Source organism: Curtobacterium sp. 8I-2, assembly GCF_902506155.1.
Taxonomy (GTDB): Bacteria; Actinomycetota; Actinomycetes; order Actinomycetales; family Microbacteriaceae; genus Curtobacterium; species Curtobacterium poinsettiae.
Genome location: NZ_LR732827.1, coordinates 2,204,330 through 2,225,182, shown reverse-complemented (window position 1 = coordinate 2,225,182; position 20,853 = coordinate 2,204,330). Strand labels below are relative to the sequence as shown.

The window sequence follows — 20,853 nt, the reverse complement described above, 5'->3', positions numbered from 1 at the left end:
TGGTGGTGGTGGGGGTCGGGGTCACGTCGCGATCGCCTCCGCCCACCAGCGGTGGTCCGCGAGCACCAGGTACCAGGCACGCCCCTCGGCGTCGACGAGCTGCAGCCGGTGCAGGCGTCGGCCGCCGGACTCCCACCACCGGACGACGAGTGGCCACGGACCCGCCCAGGCCGTCACGGCAGAGAAGCCGCCGCCCCGGTCGCCCTCGGCACGGAACCGTTCGGGAGCGCCGGACAGCACGCCGCGCTCGTCGACGTCGACGCTCGCACCACCGGCAGCGACCACGTCGACCGGTCGGGGGCGCTCGAGCACGGTGGCGGGCGGCGGACCGGGGAGCTTGCCGGGCCACGGACGGTCGCGGACGGTCGCCAGGGCGCGCTCACCACCCGCGGGTGCGTCGCCCCACGGCACGAGCACCACGCGCTCGGACAGGGTGCGGCCACCGCCGACGCGCGGACTCACCACACCGTCGTGGCCGACCATGCCCTGGATCCGGGCGAGGCCGTGGTGCACGCGTTCGTCCGGGCCGGAGCCCCACAGCCCGCGCTCGTGGTTCGCCATGTCGTCGACGGCGACCGGCTCGAGCACGACCGAGGTGACCGGTGCCTCGAGCCCGCTGGGGTCCACCCCGCCGGCGAGCTGCCACCGCACCCGGTCGACCACGTCGGCGGCGTCGAACCAGCGCGGGTGTGCCCAGGTCCGTTCGAGCAGGATGTCACGCTCGTCGACGATCCCCACCCGGATGGTCGTCGCCACGAGCCCCGCGGCCCGGAGTCGCTCGGCGAAGTCGTCGGCGGAGCGTCGGAACGCGAACGCGATCTGGTCGGCACGGTCCAGCGGGGGTTCGAACGACGCCTCGACCCGGAGTTCCGGTGGGATCTCCCGCGCCGCGATCTCGCGCGGGTCTCGGCCCGCGGCCAACCGGTGCAGGAACGCTCCGGCCACACCGAAGCGGTCACGCACCTGCTCGTCGCCGAGTGCCGCGAAGTCGCCGAGCGTGGTGATGCCGAGCCGGTCGAGTACCGTCGCGAGGTCGGGGTCGCCGAGCACGCCGAGCTGCAGGTGCGCGAGGAAGTCCGCCGATCCCCCGACGGGCACGAGCCGCACGCGTTCACCGGGACGCACCGGGCGCGCCCGGGCTGCCTGGTCCGCCGCGAACGGGGTGTCGGCCACCCCGGCCCGCACCGCGGGGGCGCCGTGGTCGGCCGCGATGCCGGCCAGGGTCGCCGCCGCCGCTCGCTCACCGCCGTAGTACCGGGCCGGCCCGCGGGCGCGGAGCGCGAGGGTGCCCGGCCGCAGCACCTCCACCCCGGGGACCGCTGCCTCGACCGCACGGATGACGGGCTCGAACGCACGGTGGTCGAGGGCGTCGTCGTAGGGCTGCACGAGGAGCTCGGGGCACCGCGCCTGCGCCTCCCGCACGCGGAGTCCCCGCACGACGCCCTGTTCTCGCGCGGACGCCGAACTCGCGAACACGAGCCCCTTCGCGGTCAGGGCGAGGGGCTGCTCCGGCGGGGTCCCACCGGCCCGAGCAGCCGCGATGACCGGCCAGTCCGGGCACCAGAGCACGATGGTCCGGGTCGGGGGTGGTTCGGGCAGTGCTGCCCCACGGGTGATCGCGTCGGTCCGGACGCGCTCCGGGGCGATCACGACGCCACCGCCACGGGCCGCAGCACACGGGTGTCCCCGGAGCCCACCGTCGGCACGGGCGTCGCGGCCCGGACCGCGCCGTCGGCCGCGGGCAGGAGGAGCTCTGCGGTCGCCGGACGCACCGCACCGGCACGCCCGGTCGCGGTCACGGTGGCCCGGCGCTCCGTCAGGTGGCCGTGGCCCTGTCCGATGCCGCTCCACGTCGACGACGTGACCCGCAGCGTGACGTCCGCTCCGGGCCAGGACCCGAGCGCGACGAGCGCCCCACCACGCTGTCGCAGTCGGGCCGAGAGCCGTGCCACGTCGCCCGGCACGACCCGGCCGAGCGGTCGGGTGAGGACGATCTGCGCGACGTCGGCCATCGCCGCCGTCACGGCGAGCCACTGGTCGCCCGGATCGGGGACGAGCACGAGCCGCTCCAGGTCGATCCCCGCGGCTGCGGCGGCTTCGATCCCGAAGGACGGCACCCCGACGACCGCGCACCACGCGCCGGCCGCCGAGGCCGCCTGCAGCATCGTGATCGCGAGCAGCACCGACTCGGGGACGGCGTAGGTGCCACCGACCCGGATCGCGCCGCCGGGCAGCAGGGGTTCGAGCGCCGGGGCGGTGGGGAGCCCGGCGGTGTCGACCCGGGTGGACTCCATGTCGGCCACCCGGGACCGCAGGGACGTGATGCGGTCGAGCGCGGCCCGCGCGTCGCCCAGGTGATCGGACCCGCGACGCACACCGCCACCGGCCGCACCGCTGCCGCCACGTGCAGCACCGCTCCGCCCGCCCCGGTCCGGGGTGGGCGACCGGAGTGCCGCCGCCGTCTGCATGCCCTCATATTCGAACATGTGTTCGATGATGTCAATCGCGTCCGACATCTGTGGACAGTCCGTGTCGAACACGTGTTCGAAACGCGTCAGGTCACCAGCCGACGGCCGCCCCCACTGCACCGAGCACCGACCGCGTCTTCGTCTCGACCTCGTCCGCCTCGTCCGCTGCCACCGAGGACCACGTCACCGCTCCCCCGGCTCCCAGCGTCCGGGAACACACCGCCCCCGACGCGTCGAGCACGGTCACGAGGCTACGGATCGCCACCGACAGGTCGACCGCCCCGCTCGCCGAGAAGTACCCGATCGCGCCGGAGTACACCCCGCGCGGAGCCCCCTCGAGCCGGTCCGCGATCGCCGTGGCGCTGCGCTTCGGCGCACCCGTCATCGACCCCGGTGGGAACGCCGCGTGCACCACGTCGGCCCGTGACGCCCCCGGCGGCAGCACCGCCCCGATCGTCGACACCAGCTGGTGCACGCTGGCGTACGTCTCGACCTCGCACAACCGCTCGACGTGCACCGACCCGGGCACCGCCGTCCGCAGCAGGTCGTTCCGCAGCAGGTCGACGATCATCACGTTCTCGGCGCGGTCCTTCGGGCTCGTCGCCAGGTCGTCCCGCGCAGCCGCGTCCGCCGCCGCGTCGGCGAGTCGCCGTCGGGTGCCCTTGATCGGCTCCGCGAGCACCGCTCCGGCCGCGTCGATCCGCAGGAACCGTTCCGGCGACCGGCTCGCCACGCGCAGCGGGCCGAGCCGCAGGTACGCGCCGAACGGCACGGGGTCCGACGCCCGCATCCGCAGGTACTCGTCCAGGTGCGGGTCCGTACCGGGGCCGCCACGGGCCTCCTGGCCGACCGCGAAGGCGGTGGTGAGGCAGACCTGGAACGCGTTCCCCTCGCGGATCTCCGCACGGCACACGTCGACCGCCTGCTCGTAGGCGGCGCGCGACACGCGTCCGGTCGCCGCGGACACCCCGGCCGGGAGGCCCGTGGCCGCGTCGCCGACATCGGCCGACGGCATGCGGGCGGTCACGTCTTCGAGCCACGCACGGTTGTGCGCACTGGCCTCCGGTTCGGCGTCGGCGACGAGCGCCAGCGCCCACGCGTCACCGGTGTGGTCGACGACGAGGGCACGGTCGACGAACCGCAGGTCAGCGTCGGCGTGCCCGTCGGCGGTGCGGTCCGGGCCGTCGGACTCGCGGCCGAGCTCGTACCCGAGGAACCCGACCCACCCGAGCGCGAACCCGCACCCGACGACCGGCTCGGGCAGGCGGGGCGTGCGTCGGAGCAGGTCCGCGAGCACCGCGAAGGCCGGACGATCCTCGGAACGGGCCCGCCCGAACCACCCCTCGGCGGGCGCGGCGACCGTCAGGTGCGCACGGCGGCCCTGGTGCCGGAACCGAGCGGCGAACGGCCCGTCCGTCCAGGCCAGCACGGACCAGCGCGCCCGGGGCCGAGCCGTGGCGGGGGCACCGTCCGGCAGCCCGGAGTCGAGCCACACCAGGTCCCCCGAGACCCGCGCCGCCAGGGCCGCCAGGTCGGGGACGGGGTCGAGTCGGCGGACCTCGACGCGGACGCCGGGGTCGGGGTCGGTCAGACCGCGGCGATCGTCCATGCGGCGGCGTGCGAGGCACCGGGGGCGAGCACCACGAGGCCGCGGTCCTCGCCGTCGTTGAAGGCGTCGGGCGCGCACGTCATCGGCTCGACGGCGAGACCCGCGCGGTGGTACTCGGGCACGACGTGGTCGGCGGTGTGCACCTGGGCCCATCCGCACTCCGGCCCGAAGGTCGCACGGACCCCGTGACCGTCCGCCGCCGTGACGGCGATCGTGGCGAGTCCGCCGGCGTCGCGGTCGAACCCGGTGAAGGCGTGGTCGATGAACCGGTCGCCGATCAGCGTGGGCGTGCGCAGGTCGAACTCGTCGTGGACGGGGACCAGGTCGGTCGGGATGAGCCGGTCCGGCGTCACCTCGAGCACCTGGGCGGCGGGGAGCGTCAGGGTCCAGTCGTCGACGGTGCCGGCACCCGCCACGAGGTACGGGTGCGGGCCGGTGCCCCACGGCGCGGCCTGGGCCCCGGTGTTCGTCCCGGTGATCGTCGTGTGCAGCCCCTCGGCGTCGAGCCGGTACTCCACGGTGACCTCGACGCGGTACGGGTAGCCTTCCTGCGCCTGCACGGTCGTGACGAGCACGACCCGGTCGTCCGCCTGCTCCTGCACCCGGAAGTCGGTCCACGCGACGAGTCCGTGCAGGGCGTGGTGCCGTGCCGGCTCGGTGAGGGCCAGCTCGTGGTCGACGCCGCCGAAGGAGTACTCGCCGTCGACGATCCGGTTCGGCCACGGAGCCAGGACGGCGCCGCGGAAGACCGGACGGACCTGGTCGGCGTCGAACGGCACGACCAGGTCACGACCCTCGTGCCGCAGGGTCCGCAGCGTCGCTCCGACCGTGGCGATGTCGGCCGTGTAGCCGGCGGAGGCGATCGTCAGTGGGGACCCGGACAGCGGCGCGTCGTTGCTCATGCGCTCAGCGTATCGGGCCACCGGGTGGCGATCGGCGCACGAGAAAACCCCCGCCGCTCCGAGGAACGACGGGGGTTTCGGGTGGATCTGAGGGGACTCGAACCCCTGACCCCCTGCATGCCATGCAGGTGCGCTACCAGCTGCGCCACAGACCCAGATCGTGTTGCTTCTGCACCAACCGGTTCCCCGGAGGCACCATAGAAGCGTACACCATGCGAACGCCGGGCAACGAAATCGAAGCCGCCACCCGGGCGCGTCGCTGATCAGGCGGTGTGCTCCACCGGGAGCTCGAGCGGGATGGTCGGGCAGTCGGCCCAGAGACGCTCGAGCGAGTAGTACTGGCGGTCTTCGTCGTGGAAGACGTGCACGATGACGTCACCGAAGTCGATGAGGACCCAGCGGCCCTCGGCACGGCCTTCGCGGCGAAGCGTCTTGGCACCGAGCTCGAGGAGGCGTTCCTCGACGGCATCGGCGATGGACTGCACGTTGCGCTCGTTCCGACCGGTTGCGAGCAGGAACACGTCCGTGAGCTGCAACGGCCCGGTCACGTCGAGAGCGACGAGGTCCTCGGCCTGCTTGGCGTCAGCCGCGAGTGCTGCGGCCTGCGCGAGTTCCAGTGCGCGAGTGGAGGCGGTCACGGATTCCTTCCGGTCGTCGAACCGACGGACAGCCGGTTCGCTTGATGGGTCACGATCATAAGCCACCCCGCCGACAGCGGCCAGGCCGGGGTCGGCGGGGTGGTGGAGAACGGTCGTCGGGGACGGCAGCGGTCAGCCGCCGAACGCATGGGTGGTGACGAGGGCGACGACGATGACCGCCGCTGCGGCGATGCCGACCGAGCCGAGCGCGACACCGAGGATGAGCGGCGTTCGCGACTCCTTCGACTTGGCGGCGGCGAGCACGACCTGACGGGTCGAGGTGTGACTGGACACCGCACGGCTCGCCCGCACCGGACTGGCGTCGGTCTCGGGCTGCTCGTCCTGCTGCTCGAGCAGGCGGTCGACCTCGGCCCCGTCGATCGGACGGTGCGACCCGGTCGACGACAGCGACGCCGGCAGGTCGATCGATCCGGTGAGGATCACCTCGCCCGTCGCGTTGAGGGCACCCGTCGGGTCGGCCAGGGCCGAGTTCGGCAGGATGATCGCGTTGGTGTTCGTCACGGCGACGCGGCGGGTGCCGGTCTCGGCGTCGTGCACCTCGGAGTCGTTCGAGTCGTGCGCCTGCTGCGACCAGTGGCCGGCGGGCGGCGCGAAGGCCGTGGTCACCGGCTTCGGCTCGGTGGGCCGCTGGAACGCGGCGGGGGCCTTCGGGGCCTCGGTCACGGCGCCGGGCAGCGGGACCTCGTTCGTGTCGTCGTCCTCGGCGTCGAGCGAGAGCGGGAACACCGCGGGGGTCGCTGCTGCGGCGTTCGTCGGGATCGGGACGGGCGTGACGGCGGGCCGCGACCCGGGCGCGGTGTCGGCCGACCCGGCCGGAGCGTCGGCGGGCGTCTCGTCGGCCTGGGCATCGTCGGTCGCGTCGTCCGCCGGGGCGTCGAGGACCGACGCCTCGGGTGCGGTGGCGTCCGGGTCGGTGGCGTCCGAGTCGGTGGCGTCCGATTCGGTGCCGTCCGAGTGGGTGCCGTCCGAGTCGGAGTCGGCGGGCGGCGACCACGTCGAGCGGTGGCGGCGGGGCTCCTCGGCATGCGCAGCGGCCTCGTCGAGGGCCTCGATCGCGTCCGGGGACCCGTCGGCCTCGGTGGCTTGCGCGACCGCGGCCTGGTCGAGGACCGTCGGCGCAACGGACTGCTCGTCGCGCTCGGCCTCGGCATCCGGAGTGCTCTGCTGCGCCGCGGCGGGGTCGATCGTGTCGACCGAGCCGATGACGTCCTCGACGGTGCGGTCGGAGGACTGCGGCGTGGGGTTCTGCAGCGGGACCGGCAGGACCGCCTGGCGCTCGGCGGCGCGGAGCTGCCGGATCTGCCGACGGGTGAGTCCACCGCTGCCGGGGACGATCTCGGTCGCGGACGCCGGCGGGAACGGCGGCACACCGGCCGCGGGCGCCGACACCGGGACGGACGGCGCGGAGCCCGGGGCATCCTGCGCCGAACCCGGCGTGGACGACTGGGCAGGGCCGCCTGGTGCGGGGGCAACGTGCGACCCGGGGCGACGACGGGACTCGGGGGTCTCGGCCGCGGGCGTGGCGACGGTCGGGGGCGGCGTCGCGGGCTGCGAACCGGCCGCGGCGGCACGCTCCCGCTCGCGCGCCTGGCGCCGCGACAGGGGCGGCTGCGCGTCGGACGAACTCATGCAACGCTCCGATACAGATGGTGCTTGGAGATGTACTGGACGACACCGTCGGGAACCAAGTACCAGACGGGGGAACCCCGTCGAACCCGGTCACGGCAATCCGTCGACGATATGGCCAGTGCAGGGACCTCGAGCAAGCTTACGTCCCGCTCGGGCAATCCGGTGATGCTCAAGGCGTGTCCCGGACGCGTCACGGCGACGAAGTGTGCCAGGTCCCAGAGACCATCATGGTCTTTCCAGTCGACGATCTGCTGAACGGCGTCTGCGCCCGAGATGAAGACGAGCTGGGCATCCGGTCGTTGTTCGTGCAGGTCCTGCAGCGTGTCGACGGTGTACGTCGGCCCCGGACGGTCGATGTCCACGCGGCTGACGGTGAACATCGGGTTCGACGCGGTGGCGATGACGGTCATCAGGTACCGGTGCTCGGCGTCGGTGACGTCGGACTTCATGTACGGCTGCCCGGTGGGGACGAAGACGACCTCGTCGAGGTCGAACGCCCGCGCCACCTCGGACGCCGCGACCAGGTGCCCGTGGTGGATGGGGTCGAACGTGCCACCCATCACGCCGATGCGTGGCCGTCCGGTGGTCTCGAGCATCGAGTGGTCGGTCAGATCTTGGTGTGACCGAACTCGTCGACACCCGACTCGTTGTGGCGGGTGGCCTCGAACTTCTGGGAGTGACGGTACGCCACGTCGCGGAAGCTCCAGGTCACGAAGCCGAGGAAGATGAAGAAGAGGGCGCCGACCATGGGGAACACGAACGCGGGCGCCCCGGAGGCGTGCTCAGCAGCTTCTGCGAGGAGGGTCATCGTTCGTGCTCCGTTCGGTCGGGGAAAGACGCCGTTCAGTCTAGCCGCGGATCTGCCCGGAGCCGCGCACGATCCACTTCGTGCTCGTGAGCTCCGGCAGCCCCATCGGACCGCGCGCGTGCAGCTTCTGCGTCGAGATGCCGACCTCGGCCCCGAAGCCGAACGCACCGCCGTCGGTGAACCGAGTGGAGGCGTTCACCATCACCACCGCCGAGTCGACGCTCGCCAGGAACCGCTCGGCGGTGTCGACGTCGTTCGTGACGATCGACTCCGTGTGGTGCGTGGACCACCGGGCGATGTGCGCCATCGCCGCGTCGACGTGGGGCACGACGCGGATCGACAGGTCGAGGTCCATCGACTCGGTCGCCCAGTCGGCGTCGGTGGCTCGGAGCACCCCGGGCACGATCGCCCGGGTGGCGTCGTCGCCGCGCAGCGTGACGCCGGATGCCCGCAGCCGGTCGGCCAGCACCGGCAGGAGTCGCTCGGCCGCCGCCTCGTGCACCAGCAGGGTCTCGAGGGCGTTGCACACGCTCGGTCGCTGCACCTTGCTGTTCAGCACGATGTCGACCGCACGCTGCTCCGGCGCGGACGCGTCGAGGAACACGTGCACGACGCCTGCCCCGGTCTCGATGACGGGCACCTGCGACTCGGTGACGACGGTCTGGATGAGCGCGGCGCTCCCCCGTGGGATCAGCACGTCGACCAGCCCGCGGGCGCGCATGAGCTCGGTGGCGCCGGCGCGGCCGAACTCGTCGATGGTCTGCACCAGGTCGCGGGGCAGTCCGACCGACTCGACCGCGTCCTGGATCCGGGCGACGAGCACGGCGTTCGTGTGCTGGGCCGCCGATCCACCGCGGAGCACGACGGCGTTGCCCGACTTGAGTGCGAGCGAAGCGATGTCGACGGTGACGTTCGGGCGTGCCTCGTAGATGGCCCCGACGACACCGAACGGCACACGCACCTGGGTGAGCTGGAGCCCGTTCGGCAGCTGCGACCCGCGCACGTGCTCCCCCACGGGGTCGGTGAGCCCGACGACGTGCTCGACCGCGGCAGCCAGGGCCTCGATCCGGACCCGGTCGAGCCGCAGCCGGTCGAGCAGCCCCGACGACAGGCCGCCGTCCTCACCCGCGACGAGGTCGTCGTGGTTGGCGCGGACGATCTCGTCCGTCGCTGCACGCACCGCCGAGGCGATCGCCGCGAGGGCCGCGTCCTTGACCGCGGTCGTGGCGGTCGCGAGCGCCGACGAGGCGGCGCGTGCCGCCACGAGCTTGTCGGTCAGGGTCGGGGCGGGCGCGATCGACGACATGGACCGATTGTAGGTCCGCCACCCGGGTCGTGACGGGCGAGCCGGACGCTCGCCGCGCCTCCAGGCCCGGTCCGCCGTTCCTGTCGGTCACGACACGTCGTCCCCGCTCGCCGAGCGGTCGCAGACCGTCGCCCAGCGGCGACCGCAACGACGGTTCCCGACCACACGCCGGTGACCCGACGGGGAGTCGTGACCGCCCGGAGGCCCGCCACCGGTCCCGACACCCGCACCGGCCCTCCAGGCGGTCGCGTCCACCCCGTCGACTGCCTGGACCCGCAGGTCACGACACGTCGCGTCACGCCCGCCGAGCGGTCGCAGACCGTCGCTCCGCGACGCCCGCGCCGACGGTCCCCGACCAGTCAGCGCCGTCCCGACGGGGAGCCGTGACCGCCTGGAGGCCCGCCACCGGTCCCGGGACCCGCACCGGGCCTCCAGGCGGTCGCGTCCACCCCGCCGACCGGTCACGACACGTCGTCCCCCGCCCTCCGAGTGGTCACAGAACGTCGCCCAGCGGCGACCGAAGCGACGAGTCCCGACCACGCACCGGTGACCCGACAGAGAGTCGTGACCGCCCGGAGGCCCGCCACCGGTCCCGGGACCCGCACCGGCCCTCCAGGCGGTCGCGTCCACCCCGTCGACTGCCTGGACCCGCCGGTCACAACACGTCGCGTCACGCCCGCCGAGCGGTCGCAGACCGTCGCTCCGCGACGCCCGCGCCGACGGTCCCCGACCAGTCGGCGCCGTCACAACGGGGAGCCGTGACCAGTCGCTGCCAGTCGCCCGGCCCGGCCCGCCCTCAGCGGCGCGGCGCGGCGTGGAACCAGGTGCCGACGTGTTCGCCCGCCAGGGCGCGGTATACCAGCGCCGTGTCGGTCACGAGCACCGCGGTGCCCGCCTCGGCCGCGAGCCGCGCAGCGGCGACCTTGGTCCCCGCTCCCCCGGTACCGACGCCGGCCGTGCCGATCGACCCGAAGGTGACCCCGGCCAGCTCGTCGCCGAACGGCACCTCGTCGATGCGGGTCGCACCGGGCTGCTCCGGGGGTGCCGTGTAGAGCGCCTCGACGTCGGAGAGCAGCACCAGGGCATCGGCACCGAGCAGCCGAGCCACCAGGGCCGCGAGCCGGTCGTTGTCGCCGAAGCGGATCTCGTGGGTGGCGACGGTGTCGTTCTCGTTCACGATCGGCAGCACTCGCAGCGCGAGCAACCGGTCGATGGCGCGCTGGGCGTTCACCCGGTGCGTGGGGTTCTGCAGGTCGCCCGCCGTGAGCAGGATCTGCGCCGCGACGACACCGTGCCGGTCGAGTTCCTTCTGGTACCGGAACATCAGGACGTTCTGCCCGGTGGCCGCCGCCGCCTGCTGCGTGGCCAGGTCGTCCGGCCGCCCCTGGAGCCCGAGGAACGGGAACCCGGTCGCGATCGCGCCGGACGACACGAGCACCACCTCGGTGCCCCGCCCGTAGGCCGCCGCCAGGGCGTCCACCAGCGGGCCGATCTGCCCGGCGGCGTCACCGCTGACCGACGACGAGCCGACCTTGACCACGATCCGCCGCGCACGCGGGATGTCCTCGCGCCGGGTGACGGGTCCGAGGTCGGTGCGGGCGGTCGTGTCGGTCATGCCGCGGTCAGTCCTTCTGGTCGCTGGTCTCGACCTGGTCGCCGTCGAACTGGTCGCCGGTGCCGAGCTGGTCACTGGTCACGACGTCGTCGTCCACCCAGAGCCCGGAGACGCGCTCCTGCTCGAGCTCGGCACGGGCGGCGGCCTTGGCGTCCATCCGCTCGAAGTACTCCTCGCGCCGCTCGTTGCGGGTCGGACGCGAGGTCGCACCGATGCGGGCGTCGGTGCCACGGGCACTCGTGATGAGCTCCGCGGTCGACGTGAGCGTGGGCTCCCAGTCGAACACCATGCCGCCGTCGCCACCGATGACGACCGTCGACCCGGCGACGGCTCCGGCCTTGAACAGACCGTCCTCGACGCCGAGCTTCGCGAGCCGGTCGGCCAGGTAGCCGATCGCCTCTTCGTTGGTGAAGTCGGTCTGCTGGACCCAGCGCTCCGGCTTGGCGCCGCGGACGCGGTAGAAGCGGTGCTCCTCGCCGCCCTCGGCGCGCACGGTGAAGGGCTTCTCGTTGACCGAGCGGGGGCGCAGGACGATGCGCTCCGGCACCGGCTCGGCCGCACGGGCGGCGCGGGCCTGCTCGACCACGTCCGCCAGGGCGAACGTCAGCTCGCGGAGGCCCTTGCGGGACGCCGTGGAGATCGGGAAGACGCGGTAGCCGCGGCCCTCGAGCTCGGCGGTGACGAACTCTGCGAGTTCCTGCGCCTCGGGCACGTCGATCTTGTTCAGGGCGATGAGCTGCGGGCGCTCGAGCAGCGGCACCTGGCCCTCGGGGACCGGGTAGCGCTCGAGTTCGCCGAGGATGACGTCGAGGTCGCTGATCGGGTCGCGGCCCGGGTCGAGCGTGGCGCAGTCGATGACGTGGAGCAGCGCCTCGCACCGCTCGACGTGCCGCAGGAACTCCAGGCCGAGGCCCTTGCCCTCGGACGCGCCCTCGATCAGACCGGGGACGTCGGCGACGGTGAAGCGGGTGTCGCCGGATTCGACGACGCCCAGGTTCGGGGTGAGGGTGGTGAACGGGTAGTCCGCGATCTTCGGCTTGGCGGCCGAGACCGCCGCGATCAGCGAGGACTTGCCGGCGCTCGGGAACCCGACGAGGGCGACGTCGGCGATGGTCTTCAGCTCGAGGCTGATGTCCCCCGCCCAGCCCTCGGTGCCGAGCAGCGCGAAGCCGGGGGCCTTGCGCTTGGTGGTGGAGAGCGCCGCGTTGCCGAGGCCACCCTGCCCACCGGGGGCCACGACGACGCGCATGCCGGGCTCGGTGAGGTCGGCGATCACTTCGCCGGACTCGTCGTACACCACGGTGCCGACGGGCATCGGGAGCTCGAGGACCTCGCCGCTGACACCGCTGCGGTGATCGCCCATGCCGGGCTGGCCGTTCTTCGACGAGCGGTGCGGGGAGCGGTGGTAGCCGAGCAGCGTCGTCACCTGCGGGTCGGCCACGAGCACGATGTCGCCGCCGTCACCGCCGTTGCCGCCGTCGGGCCCGGCCAGGGGCTTGAACTTCTCACGGCGGACCGACACGCAGCCGTTGCCGCCGTGCCCCGCGCTGAGGTGCAGGGTCACGCGGTCGACGAAGGTCGCCATGGGTCCACTCCAGGTGTTTCGTTGTGCCGACGGGATCGTCGGCGGGAAAAGCGAAGGAGGGGCGGGCACTCGGCCCGCCCCTCCAGCTGCAGTCGTTCGAACGACTACGCGTTGACGATGTTGATGACCTTGCGGCCACCCTTGGTGCCGAACTCGACCGAACCGGACGAGAGGGCGAACAGCGTGTCGTCGCCACCACGGCCGACGTTGGCGCCGGGGTGGAAGTGGGTGCCGCGCTGGCGGACGATGATCTCGCCGGCGTTGACGACCTCGCCACCGAAGCGCTTCACGCCGAGGCGCTGTGCGTTCGAGTCACGACCGTTGCGAGTGGAACTCGCACCCTTCTTGTGTGCCATGAGTTGACTCCCTTACGCGATCTTGGTGATCTTGACGCGGGTCAGCTCAGCGCGGAAACCCTGGCGCTTCTTGTACCCGGTCTTGTTCTTGAACTTCTGGATGATGACCTTGGGACCACGGAGGTCGTCGAGCACCTCGGCGGTGACGGTCACGTTCGCGAGCTCGGAAGCCGCCGACGTGATCTTGTCACCGTCCACGAGGAGCACGGGGGCGAGGTCGATGTTGCCCTTGTCGTCCGCCTTGGCACGGTCGATGGTCAGGATGGTGCCGACCTCGACCTTCTCCTGACGGCCGCCGGCGCGCACTACTGCGTAAACCACGTGGAAATCCTTACGTAACTCTGCTTGAGGGAAGTCTCGGGTGCCCACTTCTGCACGAGCGGCTCCCGGAAGGCCGGGCCCGATCGGCGACGCAGGCAGAACGGCCCGCTGACACCAGGGACCGAGAATACTCGATCACCCTGGGTCCGGTCAAACGGCGACACCCGTACGATTGCACGGTGACCGTGTTGATCGACCCACCGACGTGGCCCGCCCACGACACACTGTGGTCGCACCTCGTCAGTGATGAATCCTACGCGGAACTCCACGCGTTCGCTGCGCGGGCCGGCGTGCCGCCCCGCGCGTTCGACCACGACCACTACGACGTCCCGCTCTCGCGGTACGACGAACTGGTGGCCGCCGGCGCCTCGGCCGTCACCGGTCGCGAGCTCGTGCTGCGGTTGATCCGCAGTGGGCTGCGCGTGGCGCAGCGGGACAAGCGCGGCCTCTGAGCGCCCGCCAGGAGGCGCGGTGCGGGTCTGCCCGGCCCGCACCTCGCACGGTGCGCAGCCGGCTCACAGGGCCCGCGAGCGGGCTCAGCGGGGCGCTGGGCCGCCCCAGGGGTTCGCTGGGGGCTGCTGCTGGTCGGAGCGCGGCCCGGCGCCGTACTGCCCGCCGTACTGGCCGTGCGGGTCGGGCTGGACGCGTCCCTGCCCGTAGGGTGCGGGCGGCTGCTGCTGTGGCTGCTGCTGGATCGTCGACGGCGGGACCGCGTCGGCGGGTCGGACGGTGCCCGGCCTGCCCGAGGTCGTCGACGAGCCTCGGGCGCGGCGCGGGCGACCGAGCCAGAGCCAGGCGGCCGTGGCGGTCGCCAGGAGCATCACGGTGAACGGCAGCCCGTTCTGCAGCGGACGCGTGAGCACGTCGATGACGAGCTTGGAGCCGCCGGCGGTGGCCGCGCCGAAGGACCCGGTGAAGACGCCGACCAGCATCAGGGCCACCGTGCCCGCGGCGCCGGCGAGCACGACGCGGAGCAGGAGCCTCGGCAGCGGGCTGCGGCGGTCGATCGGCGTCAGGAAGGCCAGGGCCAGGAACGCCCCGGCGTAGTACGGGAACGGCGCCACGAAGACACTGGTCGTGAAGCTGCCGAGCAGGCTCGTCCCCGCGCCGTAGTGCTGGAACGGGCTGACCACGAGCGAGGTGCCGAGCAGGCCGAAGAGCCCGGAAACGAACTCCACGAGCACCAGGGCGACCACCGCGATGAGCGCCCCGGCCGTGTTCGTCACCGAGGCACCGGGCGCGAAGGCCCGCCGCGGGTCGGCAGGGGCACGGGGCGGTCGCGGCGGGGCGTACGGCGCACCCGCACCGGGCTGGCGGCCGTACTGCGGCACACCACCCTGCTGCGGCGGCACCGGACCACGCGGCTGCTGCCCACCCGGCTGCTGACCACCCGGGCCGGGCGGTGCGGGCTGGGACCAGCCCGCACCGTAGTACCCACGCTGCTGCTGCGGGTCGCCCGGGTTCGTCACGTCAGCTCCCCAGGATCACAGCGCCGTCGGTGCCGTCGGCGTCGTCGGCCGGCTCCTCCGTCGGCGTGGCCGGCGCACTGATGCTCGGCGACGAGACCCGGCGGGAACGCGAGCGCCCCTGTCCGGGCTGCTTCGGCTCAGGGAGCGCCTGGAGCACCGAGTCGAGCAGGGACTCTGCGTCCGGGGCGACCGCGCGGGGCTCGCGCTTGGGCGCTGCGGCGATCGGGATGTCCAGGATCGCCACCGAGTTGTCGGTCGGGGTCACCGTGGCACTCGAGCTCACGCGACGACGGGCCGGGGCCTTCGCCTTCGGTGCGCTCGCGACCTCGGGCTCGGTGACGGACGGCGCGGCGGCCTTCGGGGCGCTGCCCTTCGTCGCACTGGCCTTCGGCGCGCGCGCCTCGGGTTCGACGACGGGCTCGGCGGCGGGTGCCTCCGGTGCCTCGGTGGCCTCGGGGGCCTCCGGGGTCTCCGGGGTGGCAGCGGTCTGCTGGTCTCCCCCGCGCCCACCACGGCCCCGGCGACGGCGCTTCGAACCGGTGGGCTGCTCGCCGCCCGCACTGTCCGTGCTGGTCGATGCGTCCGCCGAGGACGGCGCCTCGGCTTCGGTCGCGGCGGCCGCGGCCTCCTGCTCGTCGTGCGACAGGGTCGAGGCGGCGATCCGGGACAGCGCGTTCTTCACGTCGTCGGTGATCTGGTGCGCCTGGCTCGACCCACCGTTCGACGAACCCGACGAACCCGACGAACCGGAGTTCCCGGTGCCGTTGCCGGAGCGGCCGTTCTCGTTGCCGTTCCCGCCACGGCCCTTGCGACGGCCCTTGCTCGGACCCGGGTCGGCGTTGTTGTCGTTGATCTTGGCGTTGACCTCGTCGAGCGACTCGCGCAGACCGACACCGATCTTCTTGCGGGTCATCTGCACCAGGCCGAGCGAGGTGATCTCGGCGACCTGGTGCTTCGTGCGGTCGCGGCTCAGGCACTCGACCAGACGGCGGAGCACGAGGTCGCGGTTCTCCTCGAGCACCATGTCGATGAAGTCGACGACGATGATGCCGCCGATGTCACGCAGGCGCAGCTGCCGGACGATCTCCTCGGCGGCCTCGAGGTTGTTCTTCGTGACCGTCTCTTCGAGGTTGCCGCCGGAACCGACGAACTTGCCGGTGTTGACGTCGACGACCGTCATGGCCTCGGTGCGGTCGATGACGAGCGAACCACCGGAGGGCAGCCAGACCTTGCGGTCGAGCGCCTTGTCGATCTGCTCGTTGAGGCGGAACTCCTCGAAGGAGTCGGGGCCGTCGTAGCGGACGACGCGGTCCTTCAGGTCCGGAGCGACGGCCGTCAGGTACTCGTCGATGGTGCCGCCGGCGGCCTCGCCGTCGATGATCAGCTTGGTGAAGTCCTCGTTGAAGACGTCGCGGACGATCTTGATCAGCAGGTCGGGCTCCGAGTGCAGCATCACCGGGGCCTGGCCACCGGCGACCTTCTTCTGGATGGCCTCCCACTGGCTGGTCAGGCGCTGCACGTCGCGGGTGAGCTGCTCCTCGGTGGCTCCCTCGGCAGCGGTGCGCACGATGACGCCCGCGTGCTCCGGCAGGACCTCCTTCAGGATCTTCTTCAGACGGGCACGCTCGGTGTCCGGCAGCTTGCGCGAGATCCCGTTCATCGAGCCGTTCGGCACGTAGACCAGGTAGCGACCGGGCAGCGAGACCTGGCTGGTCAGACGGGCGCCCTTGTGGCCGACCGGGTCCTTCGTGACCTGCACCAGGACCTTGTCGCCCGGCTTGAGGGCTGCCTCGATGCGGCGACCGTGGCTGGTGTCGACCGAGTTCCAGTCGACCTCGCCGGCGTAGAGCACGGCGTTCCGGCCGCGGCCGATGTCGACGAACGCGGCCTCCATCGAGGGCAGGACGTTCTGCACCTTGCCGAGGTAGACGTTGCCGATGAGCGACACGTTCTCGGACTTGGTGATGTAGTGCTCGGCGAGGATGCCGTCCTCGAGCACGCCGATCTCGATCGTCGACGAGCTGGAGCGGACGATCATCTGGCGGTCGACGCTCTCCCGGCGCGCGAGGAACTCGTCCTCGCTGACCACCTGGCGGCGGCGTCCGGCGTCGCGACCGTCGCGACGACGCTGCTTCTTCGCCTCGAGACGGGTCGAACCCTTGATGCGCTGCGGCTCGGTGATGAGCTCCGGCTCACGACGGCGCGGCTCCTGGTGGTCGCGCGGCTCGCGGGCCTCGCGGTCGGCGCTCGAGCCACGGCGACGCGAGCGACGGCGGGAACCGCCCTGGTCGTCGCGGTCGTCACGGTCGCGATCGCGGTCGAAGCGGTCTTCGCGGTCGTAGCGGTCGTCCTCGTCGCGGTCGCGGTCACGATCGCGGTCGCGCTCGAACCGGGGCGCGCGCTGCGGCAGGTCCGGCAGCACCGGGGCGTGGAAGATCAGGCTGAGCGTGCTCGTGGCCTTCGGCACGACCGGCTCGTCGGCTGGTGCCGCGTCGTCGCTCGCCTCGGCCGTGGGCGCGGCCTCGGTCGGACGGGAGGCGCGGTCCGCGTCCGCCCCGTCGGTCACGGTGCCCGACTGGTCGCCCGTCACGACCGGCAGGTCACCGGTCAGCGTGCTCACGTCGTGCGGCTCGGCACCGCTGTCGGCGACGGCCTCGACCGCGACGGAGACCGCCCCGGTGTCGGTCGGCTCCGACGGCGAGACGGGAGAGTCCGGCGAACCGGGCGACGCGACGCTGGCCGCGGGACGGGCGTCAGCGCCGCCCGTCAGCGCGAGGGTCTCGTCGGCGTGGGGTGCCTGCTCGGCGCTCCCACGGGCCTCCTGGCCGGACGACCGGGCGCGGCGACCGCCGAACAGGCGGCTCCGGCGCTTCGGCGCGTTCTCGTCGTTGGTCGTGTTGTCGTTGTTCTGCTCCACCATGGACTGGTGCACTCCTCGGCCCCACTCGCACCCTTTCGGGTGGCGGGAATTCTGTGTCGTGGCGGGCGGCGTCGACGCCCCCGCGCTCGCTGTCTCGTGACCGGTCCGCGTCAACTTCTCGTTGCGTCCGCGCCCGTTCCGGTCCGGGCACCCGGCCCGGGTCGGCTCGTCGTCGGAGTGACGCTGCCCGACCACAGTGCGCTCTCACCGCACCTGATCGTCCGAGGTCTGCCCGGTGGGGCGTCGCTCGGAAAGCTCTCTTCGGTGTGCGGTTGGCCGCACGACCTCCAGGCATTATCGCATGCCACACCCGGAAAGCACCGGAACCCGCGTGCGATGATGACCGCGTGACCGCGTCTGCACCTGCCCCCCGTCGTCCGATCGCGATGGCGGTCTTCCTGCTCGTCACCGGGCTCGTCGGCCTGTACGCAGCGTTCCGGCTCGTCCTCGACGAGTTCGCGAAGTACGAGAACCCCAAGGCCGTCCTGAGCTGTGACGTCAATCCGTTCATCAACTGCTCCGACGTGATGGCCAGCTGGCAGGGCCACCTGTTCGGGTTCCCGAACCCGCTGCTCGGCGTCATGGGGTTCGTCGCCCCGATCGCCGTCGCGGTGCTGATGCTGGCCGGGTTCCGGAACGGCTCGCGCTGGTTCTGGATCGCGTTCAACACCGGCGTGTTCCTGGCGTGGGTGTTCGTGACCTGGCTGTTCACGCAGACCGTCTTCGTCATCGGCGCCCTGTGCCCGTGGTGCATGCTCGTCTGGTCGATGACGATCCCGATGTTCTGGGTCTTCACGATCTGGAACATGGCGCAGGGACGCTTCGGCGCCGGAGCACAGCGCGTCGGGCGCACGCTCCTGCCCTTCTGCTGGACGTTCCCGCTGGCCAACTACCTGGTCATCATCGTCACGATCATCATCATGTTCCCGGCGGTCCTGACCGTCTTCTGAGCCGTCCGGACTGCCCCTACGCTCGGGATCGATGAGCGAGCAGGAGACCAGCAGGGCGCGTCGGGACGCCGTACGGGAACGCGCGCGGGCGACACGGGCGAAGGAGCAGTCGCGCCGCCGTCGCCTCCGCACGCTGGGCATCAGCGGAGCCGTCATCGGTGGGCTCGCGGTCGTCGCGGTGGTCGTCGTCCTGGTGGCGGGATCGGTGCAGCCCGCGGGTCCCGGCCCACGCAACGCGGCGAGCGACGGTGTCCTGCTGACCGGTGTGCACGGCAGGATCGTGCCCGTCGAGACGCGCGCGGTCCTCGCCGGCGGGACGCCGACACCGACCGACCAGGACGGCTCGAAGACCGCCATCGTGGTCTACGCGGACTACATGTGCCCGTACTGCAACCAGTTCGAGACGGCCCAGATGCCCCAGATCCGGCAGTGGGTCGAGGACGGGACCGCCACCCTCGAGCTGCACCCGCTCGGGCTGCTCGACCGGCTGTCGCTCGGCTCGCGGTACTCCACCCGCTCTGCGGCGGCTGCTGCCTGCGTCGCCGACCACGACCCGGACGCGTTCCTGGCCTACAACGCGTCGCTCTCCGGGCACCAGCCGTCCGAGAACACCCGCGGGCTGACCAACGACGAGTTGGCGTCCCTCGCCCGCGGAGCCGGGGCGAGGGCCCCCGAGGTCGCCTCGTGCATCACCGGGCAGCGCTTCGCCGGGTGGGTCGCCGACGCCACGAACCGGGCGGTGCAGGACCCGGTGCCGAACTCGACGCTCGACGGGATCACGAGCACGCCCACGATCCTCGTCGACGGCGAGCAGTACGACCCGGACGGCTCGACGTCCCTCGCTGACCCCGAGGCGTTCGCGTCGTTCGTCCGGCGGCACGACCGCGCGTCCTAGCCCGAGGAGCAACGTGGAACGGCCCCCGCTTCCCATCGGGAGCGGGGGCCGTTCGTCGTGCCGAGGTGTTACTTCGCCGCGGCGTCGATCGCGGTGATGACCGTGCTCAGGTCGTCGAGGCGCTTGCCGTCGACCACGACCGTCGGCGTGCCGAACCCCTGCGGACCCGCGAGTGCCTCGTTCGAGGTGACGGCCTGCGTCGACTTCGTCACCCAGCCCTTGAACCGCTCGGTCGACAGGCACTGGGACAGGTCCGAACCCGTCGCGCCGCCCGCCTTGACGAGCTTCGCGATCTCGGAGTTGGTCAGGCCCTTGGTGCCCTCGGCCGGCTGGTTGTCGAAGAACTGCGTCTGCACGTCGAGGAACTTGTCCGGGTCGTAGTTCGCCACGCACATGGCGGCGTTCGCAGCACGGCTGGCGTACCGGGAACCCGGGTAGCTGCGGTCGAGGATCGACACCGGCTGGATCGCCAGCGTCGCGTCGCCCGACTTCACCTTGTCGAGGATCTGGTCGGCGTAGGCGCCCTCGAACTGCTTGCAGACGGGGCAGGCCCAGTCGACGTACTCGGTGACCGCGACGGCACCGTCACTGTTCGCCGTGGGGGCCGGCGATGCCGAACCCGTCGCGGCCACGGCCGGCGTGGTCACGGGGGTGACCTTGCCGTCCTTGCCGGTGAACTGGATCGCGCCGGTGGCCATGTTCTTCGGCCCGGCGGCGGACAGCACCGGTGCGTTGTTCACGTTCACCACGACGATGGTGATGATCGCGGCGATCGCCACGATTCCCAGGCCGATGCCGCCCTGCAGGAACCACTTGTTGCGGCGCTTGCGGCGCTTCTCGGCGTCGGCACGCTGGCGTGCGACCTCGCGCGCGTGCTGACGCCGCTCGTTCTTGGTGGGTCGGTCGTTGTTCGTCATGTCGTCCCCGCCGCTCAGGCGAACCAGAGCGCGAGCTCGCGCGCGGCCGACTCGGGGCTGTCCGAACCGTGGACCAGGTTCTGCTGCACCTTGAGGCCCCAGTCGCGGCCCAGGTCACCACGGATGGTGCCGGGCGCAGCCGAGGTCGGGTCGGTGGTGCCGGCGAGCGAGCGGAAGCCCGCGATCGCACCGTTGCCGGCGACGCGCACGGCGACGACCGGACCGGACTGCATGAACTCGACGAGCGGCTCGAAGAACGGCTTGCCCTGGTGCTCCTCGTAGTGTGCGTCGAGCAGGTCGCGCGGCGCCGTGAGCATCTTCAGGTCGACGAGCTCGTAGCCCTTCGCCTCGATCCGGCGGAGGATCTCACCGGTGAGCTGGCGGGCCACACCGTCGGGCTTGACGAGGACGAGGGTCTCTTCGAAGTCGGACACGCAGTACTCC

Annotated in this window: 20 protein-coding genes and 1 tRNA gene; 3 read left to right on the top strand and 18 right to left on the bottom strand. The window is 72.4% G+C overall.

What is annotated here, in order from left to right:
- Window positions 1–21: 21 nt before the first annotated feature.
- The 14 genes from BOSE127_RS14290 to rplU form a co-directional block, all read right to left on the bottom strand.
- Window positions 22–1,650: a DNA polymerase Y family protein gene (locus tag BOSE127_RS14290; RefSeq protein WP_159557733.1), complete on the bottom strand. Its 1,629-nt coding sequence runs from the start codon at window positions 1,648–1,650 to the stop codon at window positions 22–24.
- Entirely contained in the window at window positions 1,647–2,516 is an 870-nt protein-coding gene (locus BOSE127_RS14285) for a hypothetical protein (protein ID WP_235517631.1), read from the bottom strand. The genes BOSE127_RS14290 and BOSE127_RS14285 overlap by 4 nt, the downstream gene beginning before the upstream one ends.
- Before the next feature lie 43 nt (window positions 2,517–2,559).
- The gene (locus tag BOSE127_RS14280) at window positions 2,560–4,077 is read right to left on the bottom strand and encodes an anthranilate synthase component I family protein (RefSeq protein ID WP_159557731.1); all 1,518 of its coding nucleotides are present in this window, start codon (window positions 4,075–4,077) and stop codon (window positions 2,560–2,562) included.
- The gene (locus BOSE127_RS14275) at window positions 4,056–4,979 is read right to left on the bottom strand and encodes an aldose 1-epimerase family protein (RefSeq protein ID WP_056071341.1); all 924 of its coding nucleotides are present in this window, start codon (window positions 4,977–4,979) and stop codon (window positions 4,056–4,058) included. The genes BOSE127_RS14280 and BOSE127_RS14275 overlap by 22 nt, the downstream gene beginning before the upstream one ends.
- Before the next feature lie 82 nt (window positions 4,980–5,061).
- Window positions 5,062–5,134, bottom strand: a tRNA-Ala gene (locus tag BOSE127_RS14270).
- Between the two features lie 108 nt (window positions 5,135–5,242).
- A complete protein-coding gene (gene rsfS / locus BOSE127_RS14265) occupies window positions 5,243–5,617 on the bottom strand; it encodes a ribosome silencing factor (RefSeq protein ID WP_159557729.1) in 375 nt (124 codons plus the stop codon).
- Between the two features lie 132 nt (window positions 5,618–5,749).
- Window positions 5,750–7,267, bottom strand: coding sequence for a hypothetical protein (locus BOSE127_RS14260; RefSeq protein ID WP_159557727.1), 1,518 nt, complete (start codon window positions 7,265–7,267; stop codon window positions 5,750–5,752).
- Window positions 7,264–7,863, bottom strand: a complete 600-nt coding sequence (gene nadD, locus BOSE127_RS14255; RefSeq protein WP_082046874.1) for a nicotinate-nucleotide adenylyltransferase — start codon at window positions 7,861–7,863, stop codon at window positions 7,264–7,266. Before nadD ends, BOSE127_RS14260 begins: the two co-directional genes overlap by 4 nt.
- An 11-nt stretch (window positions 7,864–7,874) precedes the next feature.
- Entirely contained in the window at window positions 7,875–8,075 is a 201-nt protein-coding gene (locus BOSE127_RS14250; RefSeq protein ID WP_017885971.1) for a hypothetical protein, read from the bottom strand.
- Window positions 8,076–8,115: 40 nt separating this feature from the next.
- Window positions 8,116–9,381 carry a glutamate-5-semialdehyde dehydrogenase gene (locus tag BOSE127_RS14245; protein WP_159557725.1) on the bottom strand — a complete coding sequence of 422 codons (1,266 nt, stop codon included), beginning with the start codon at window positions 9,379–9,381 and terminating at the stop codon, window positions 8,116–8,118.
- 796 nt (window positions 9,382–10,177) lie between these two features.
- The gene (gene proB / locus BOSE127_RS14240) at window positions 10,178–10,996 is read right to left on the bottom strand and encodes a glutamate 5-kinase (RefSeq protein WP_017885974.1); all 819 of its coding nucleotides are present in this window, start codon (window positions 10,994–10,996) and stop codon (window positions 10,178–10,180) included.
- Window positions 10,997–11,003: 7 nt separating this feature from the next.
- The gene (gene obgE, locus BOSE127_RS14235) at window positions 11,004–12,581 is read right to left on the bottom strand and encodes a GTPase ObgE (RefSeq protein ID WP_017885975.1); all 1,578 of its coding nucleotides are present in this window, start codon (window positions 12,579–12,581) and stop codon (window positions 11,004–11,006) included.
- A gap of 104 nt (window positions 12,582–12,685) precedes the next feature.
- Window positions 12,686–12,937, bottom strand: coding sequence for a 50S ribosomal protein L27 (gene rpmA, locus BOSE127_RS14230; protein ID WP_017885976.1), 252 nt, complete (start codon window positions 12,935–12,937; stop codon window positions 12,686–12,688).
- Between the two features lie 12 nt (window positions 12,938–12,949).
- Window positions 12,950–13,258 (bottom strand): 50S ribosomal protein L21, encoded by a 309-nt coding sequence (gene rplU / locus BOSE127_RS14225; RefSeq protein WP_027464715.1) that lies wholly within the window; start codon window positions 13,256–13,258, stop codon window positions 12,950–12,952.
- A 179-nt stretch (window positions 13,259–13,437) separates the two neighbouring features.
- Between rplU and BOSE127_RS14220 the strand changes: the two genes are divergently transcribed.
- A complete protein-coding gene (locus BOSE127_RS14220) occupies window positions 13,438–13,710 on the top strand; it encodes a DUF4031 domain-containing protein (RefSeq protein WP_017885978.1) in 273 nt (90 codons plus the stop codon).
- An 84-nt stretch (window positions 13,711–13,794) separates the two neighbouring features.
- On the opposite strand, the gene BOSE127_RS14215 is transcribed toward BOSE127_RS14220, so the two are convergent.
- Entirely contained in the window at window positions 13,795–14,727 is a 933-nt protein-coding gene (locus BOSE127_RS14215) for a hypothetical protein (RefSeq protein ID WP_159557723.1), read from the bottom strand.
- Window position 14,728: 1 nt separating this feature from the next.
- Window positions 14,729–17,647 carry an Rne/Rng family ribonuclease gene (locus BOSE127_RS14210; protein WP_159557721.1) on the bottom strand — a complete coding sequence of 973 codons (2,919 nt, stop codon included), beginning with the start codon at window positions 17,645–17,647 and terminating at the stop codon, window positions 14,729–14,731.
- Between the two features lie 347 nt (window positions 17,648–17,994).
- On the opposite strand from BOSE127_RS14210, the gene BOSE127_RS14205 reads away from it, so the two are divergent.
- Together BOSE127_RS14205 and BOSE127_RS14200 are read left to right on the top strand one after the other, a co-directional pair.
- The gene (locus BOSE127_RS14205) at window positions 17,995–18,597 is read left to right on the top strand and encodes a vitamin K epoxide reductase family protein (RefSeq protein ID WP_236559560.1); all 603 of its coding nucleotides are present in this window, start codon (window positions 17,995–17,997) and stop codon (window positions 18,595–18,597) included.
- A 31-nt stretch (window positions 18,598–18,628) separates the two neighbouring features.
- Window positions 18,629–19,492, top strand: a complete 864-nt coding sequence (locus BOSE127_RS14200) for a DsbA family protein (RefSeq protein WP_159557719.1) — start codon at window positions 18,629–18,631, stop codon at window positions 19,490–19,492.
- Window positions 19,493–19,560: 68 nt separating this feature from the next.
- Here BOSE127_RS14200 and BOSE127_RS14195 read toward each other — a convergent pair whose 3' ends face one another.
- Together BOSE127_RS14195 and ndk are read right to left on the bottom strand one after the other, a co-directional pair.
- The gene (locus BOSE127_RS14195) at window positions 19,561–20,409 is read right to left on the bottom strand and encodes a DsbA family protein (protein ID WP_017885983.1); all 849 of its coding nucleotides are present in this window, start codon (window positions 20,407–20,409) and stop codon (window positions 19,561–19,563) included.
- A gap of 14 nt (window positions 20,410–20,423) precedes the next feature.
- On the bottom strand, window positions 20,424–20,843 hold the full coding sequence (ndk, locus tag BOSE127_RS14190; RefSeq protein ID WP_017885984.1) for a nucleoside-diphosphate kinase: 420 nt from the start codon (window positions 20,841–20,843) through the stop codon (window positions 20,424–20,426).
- Window positions 20,844–20,853: the final 10 nt, after the last annotated feature.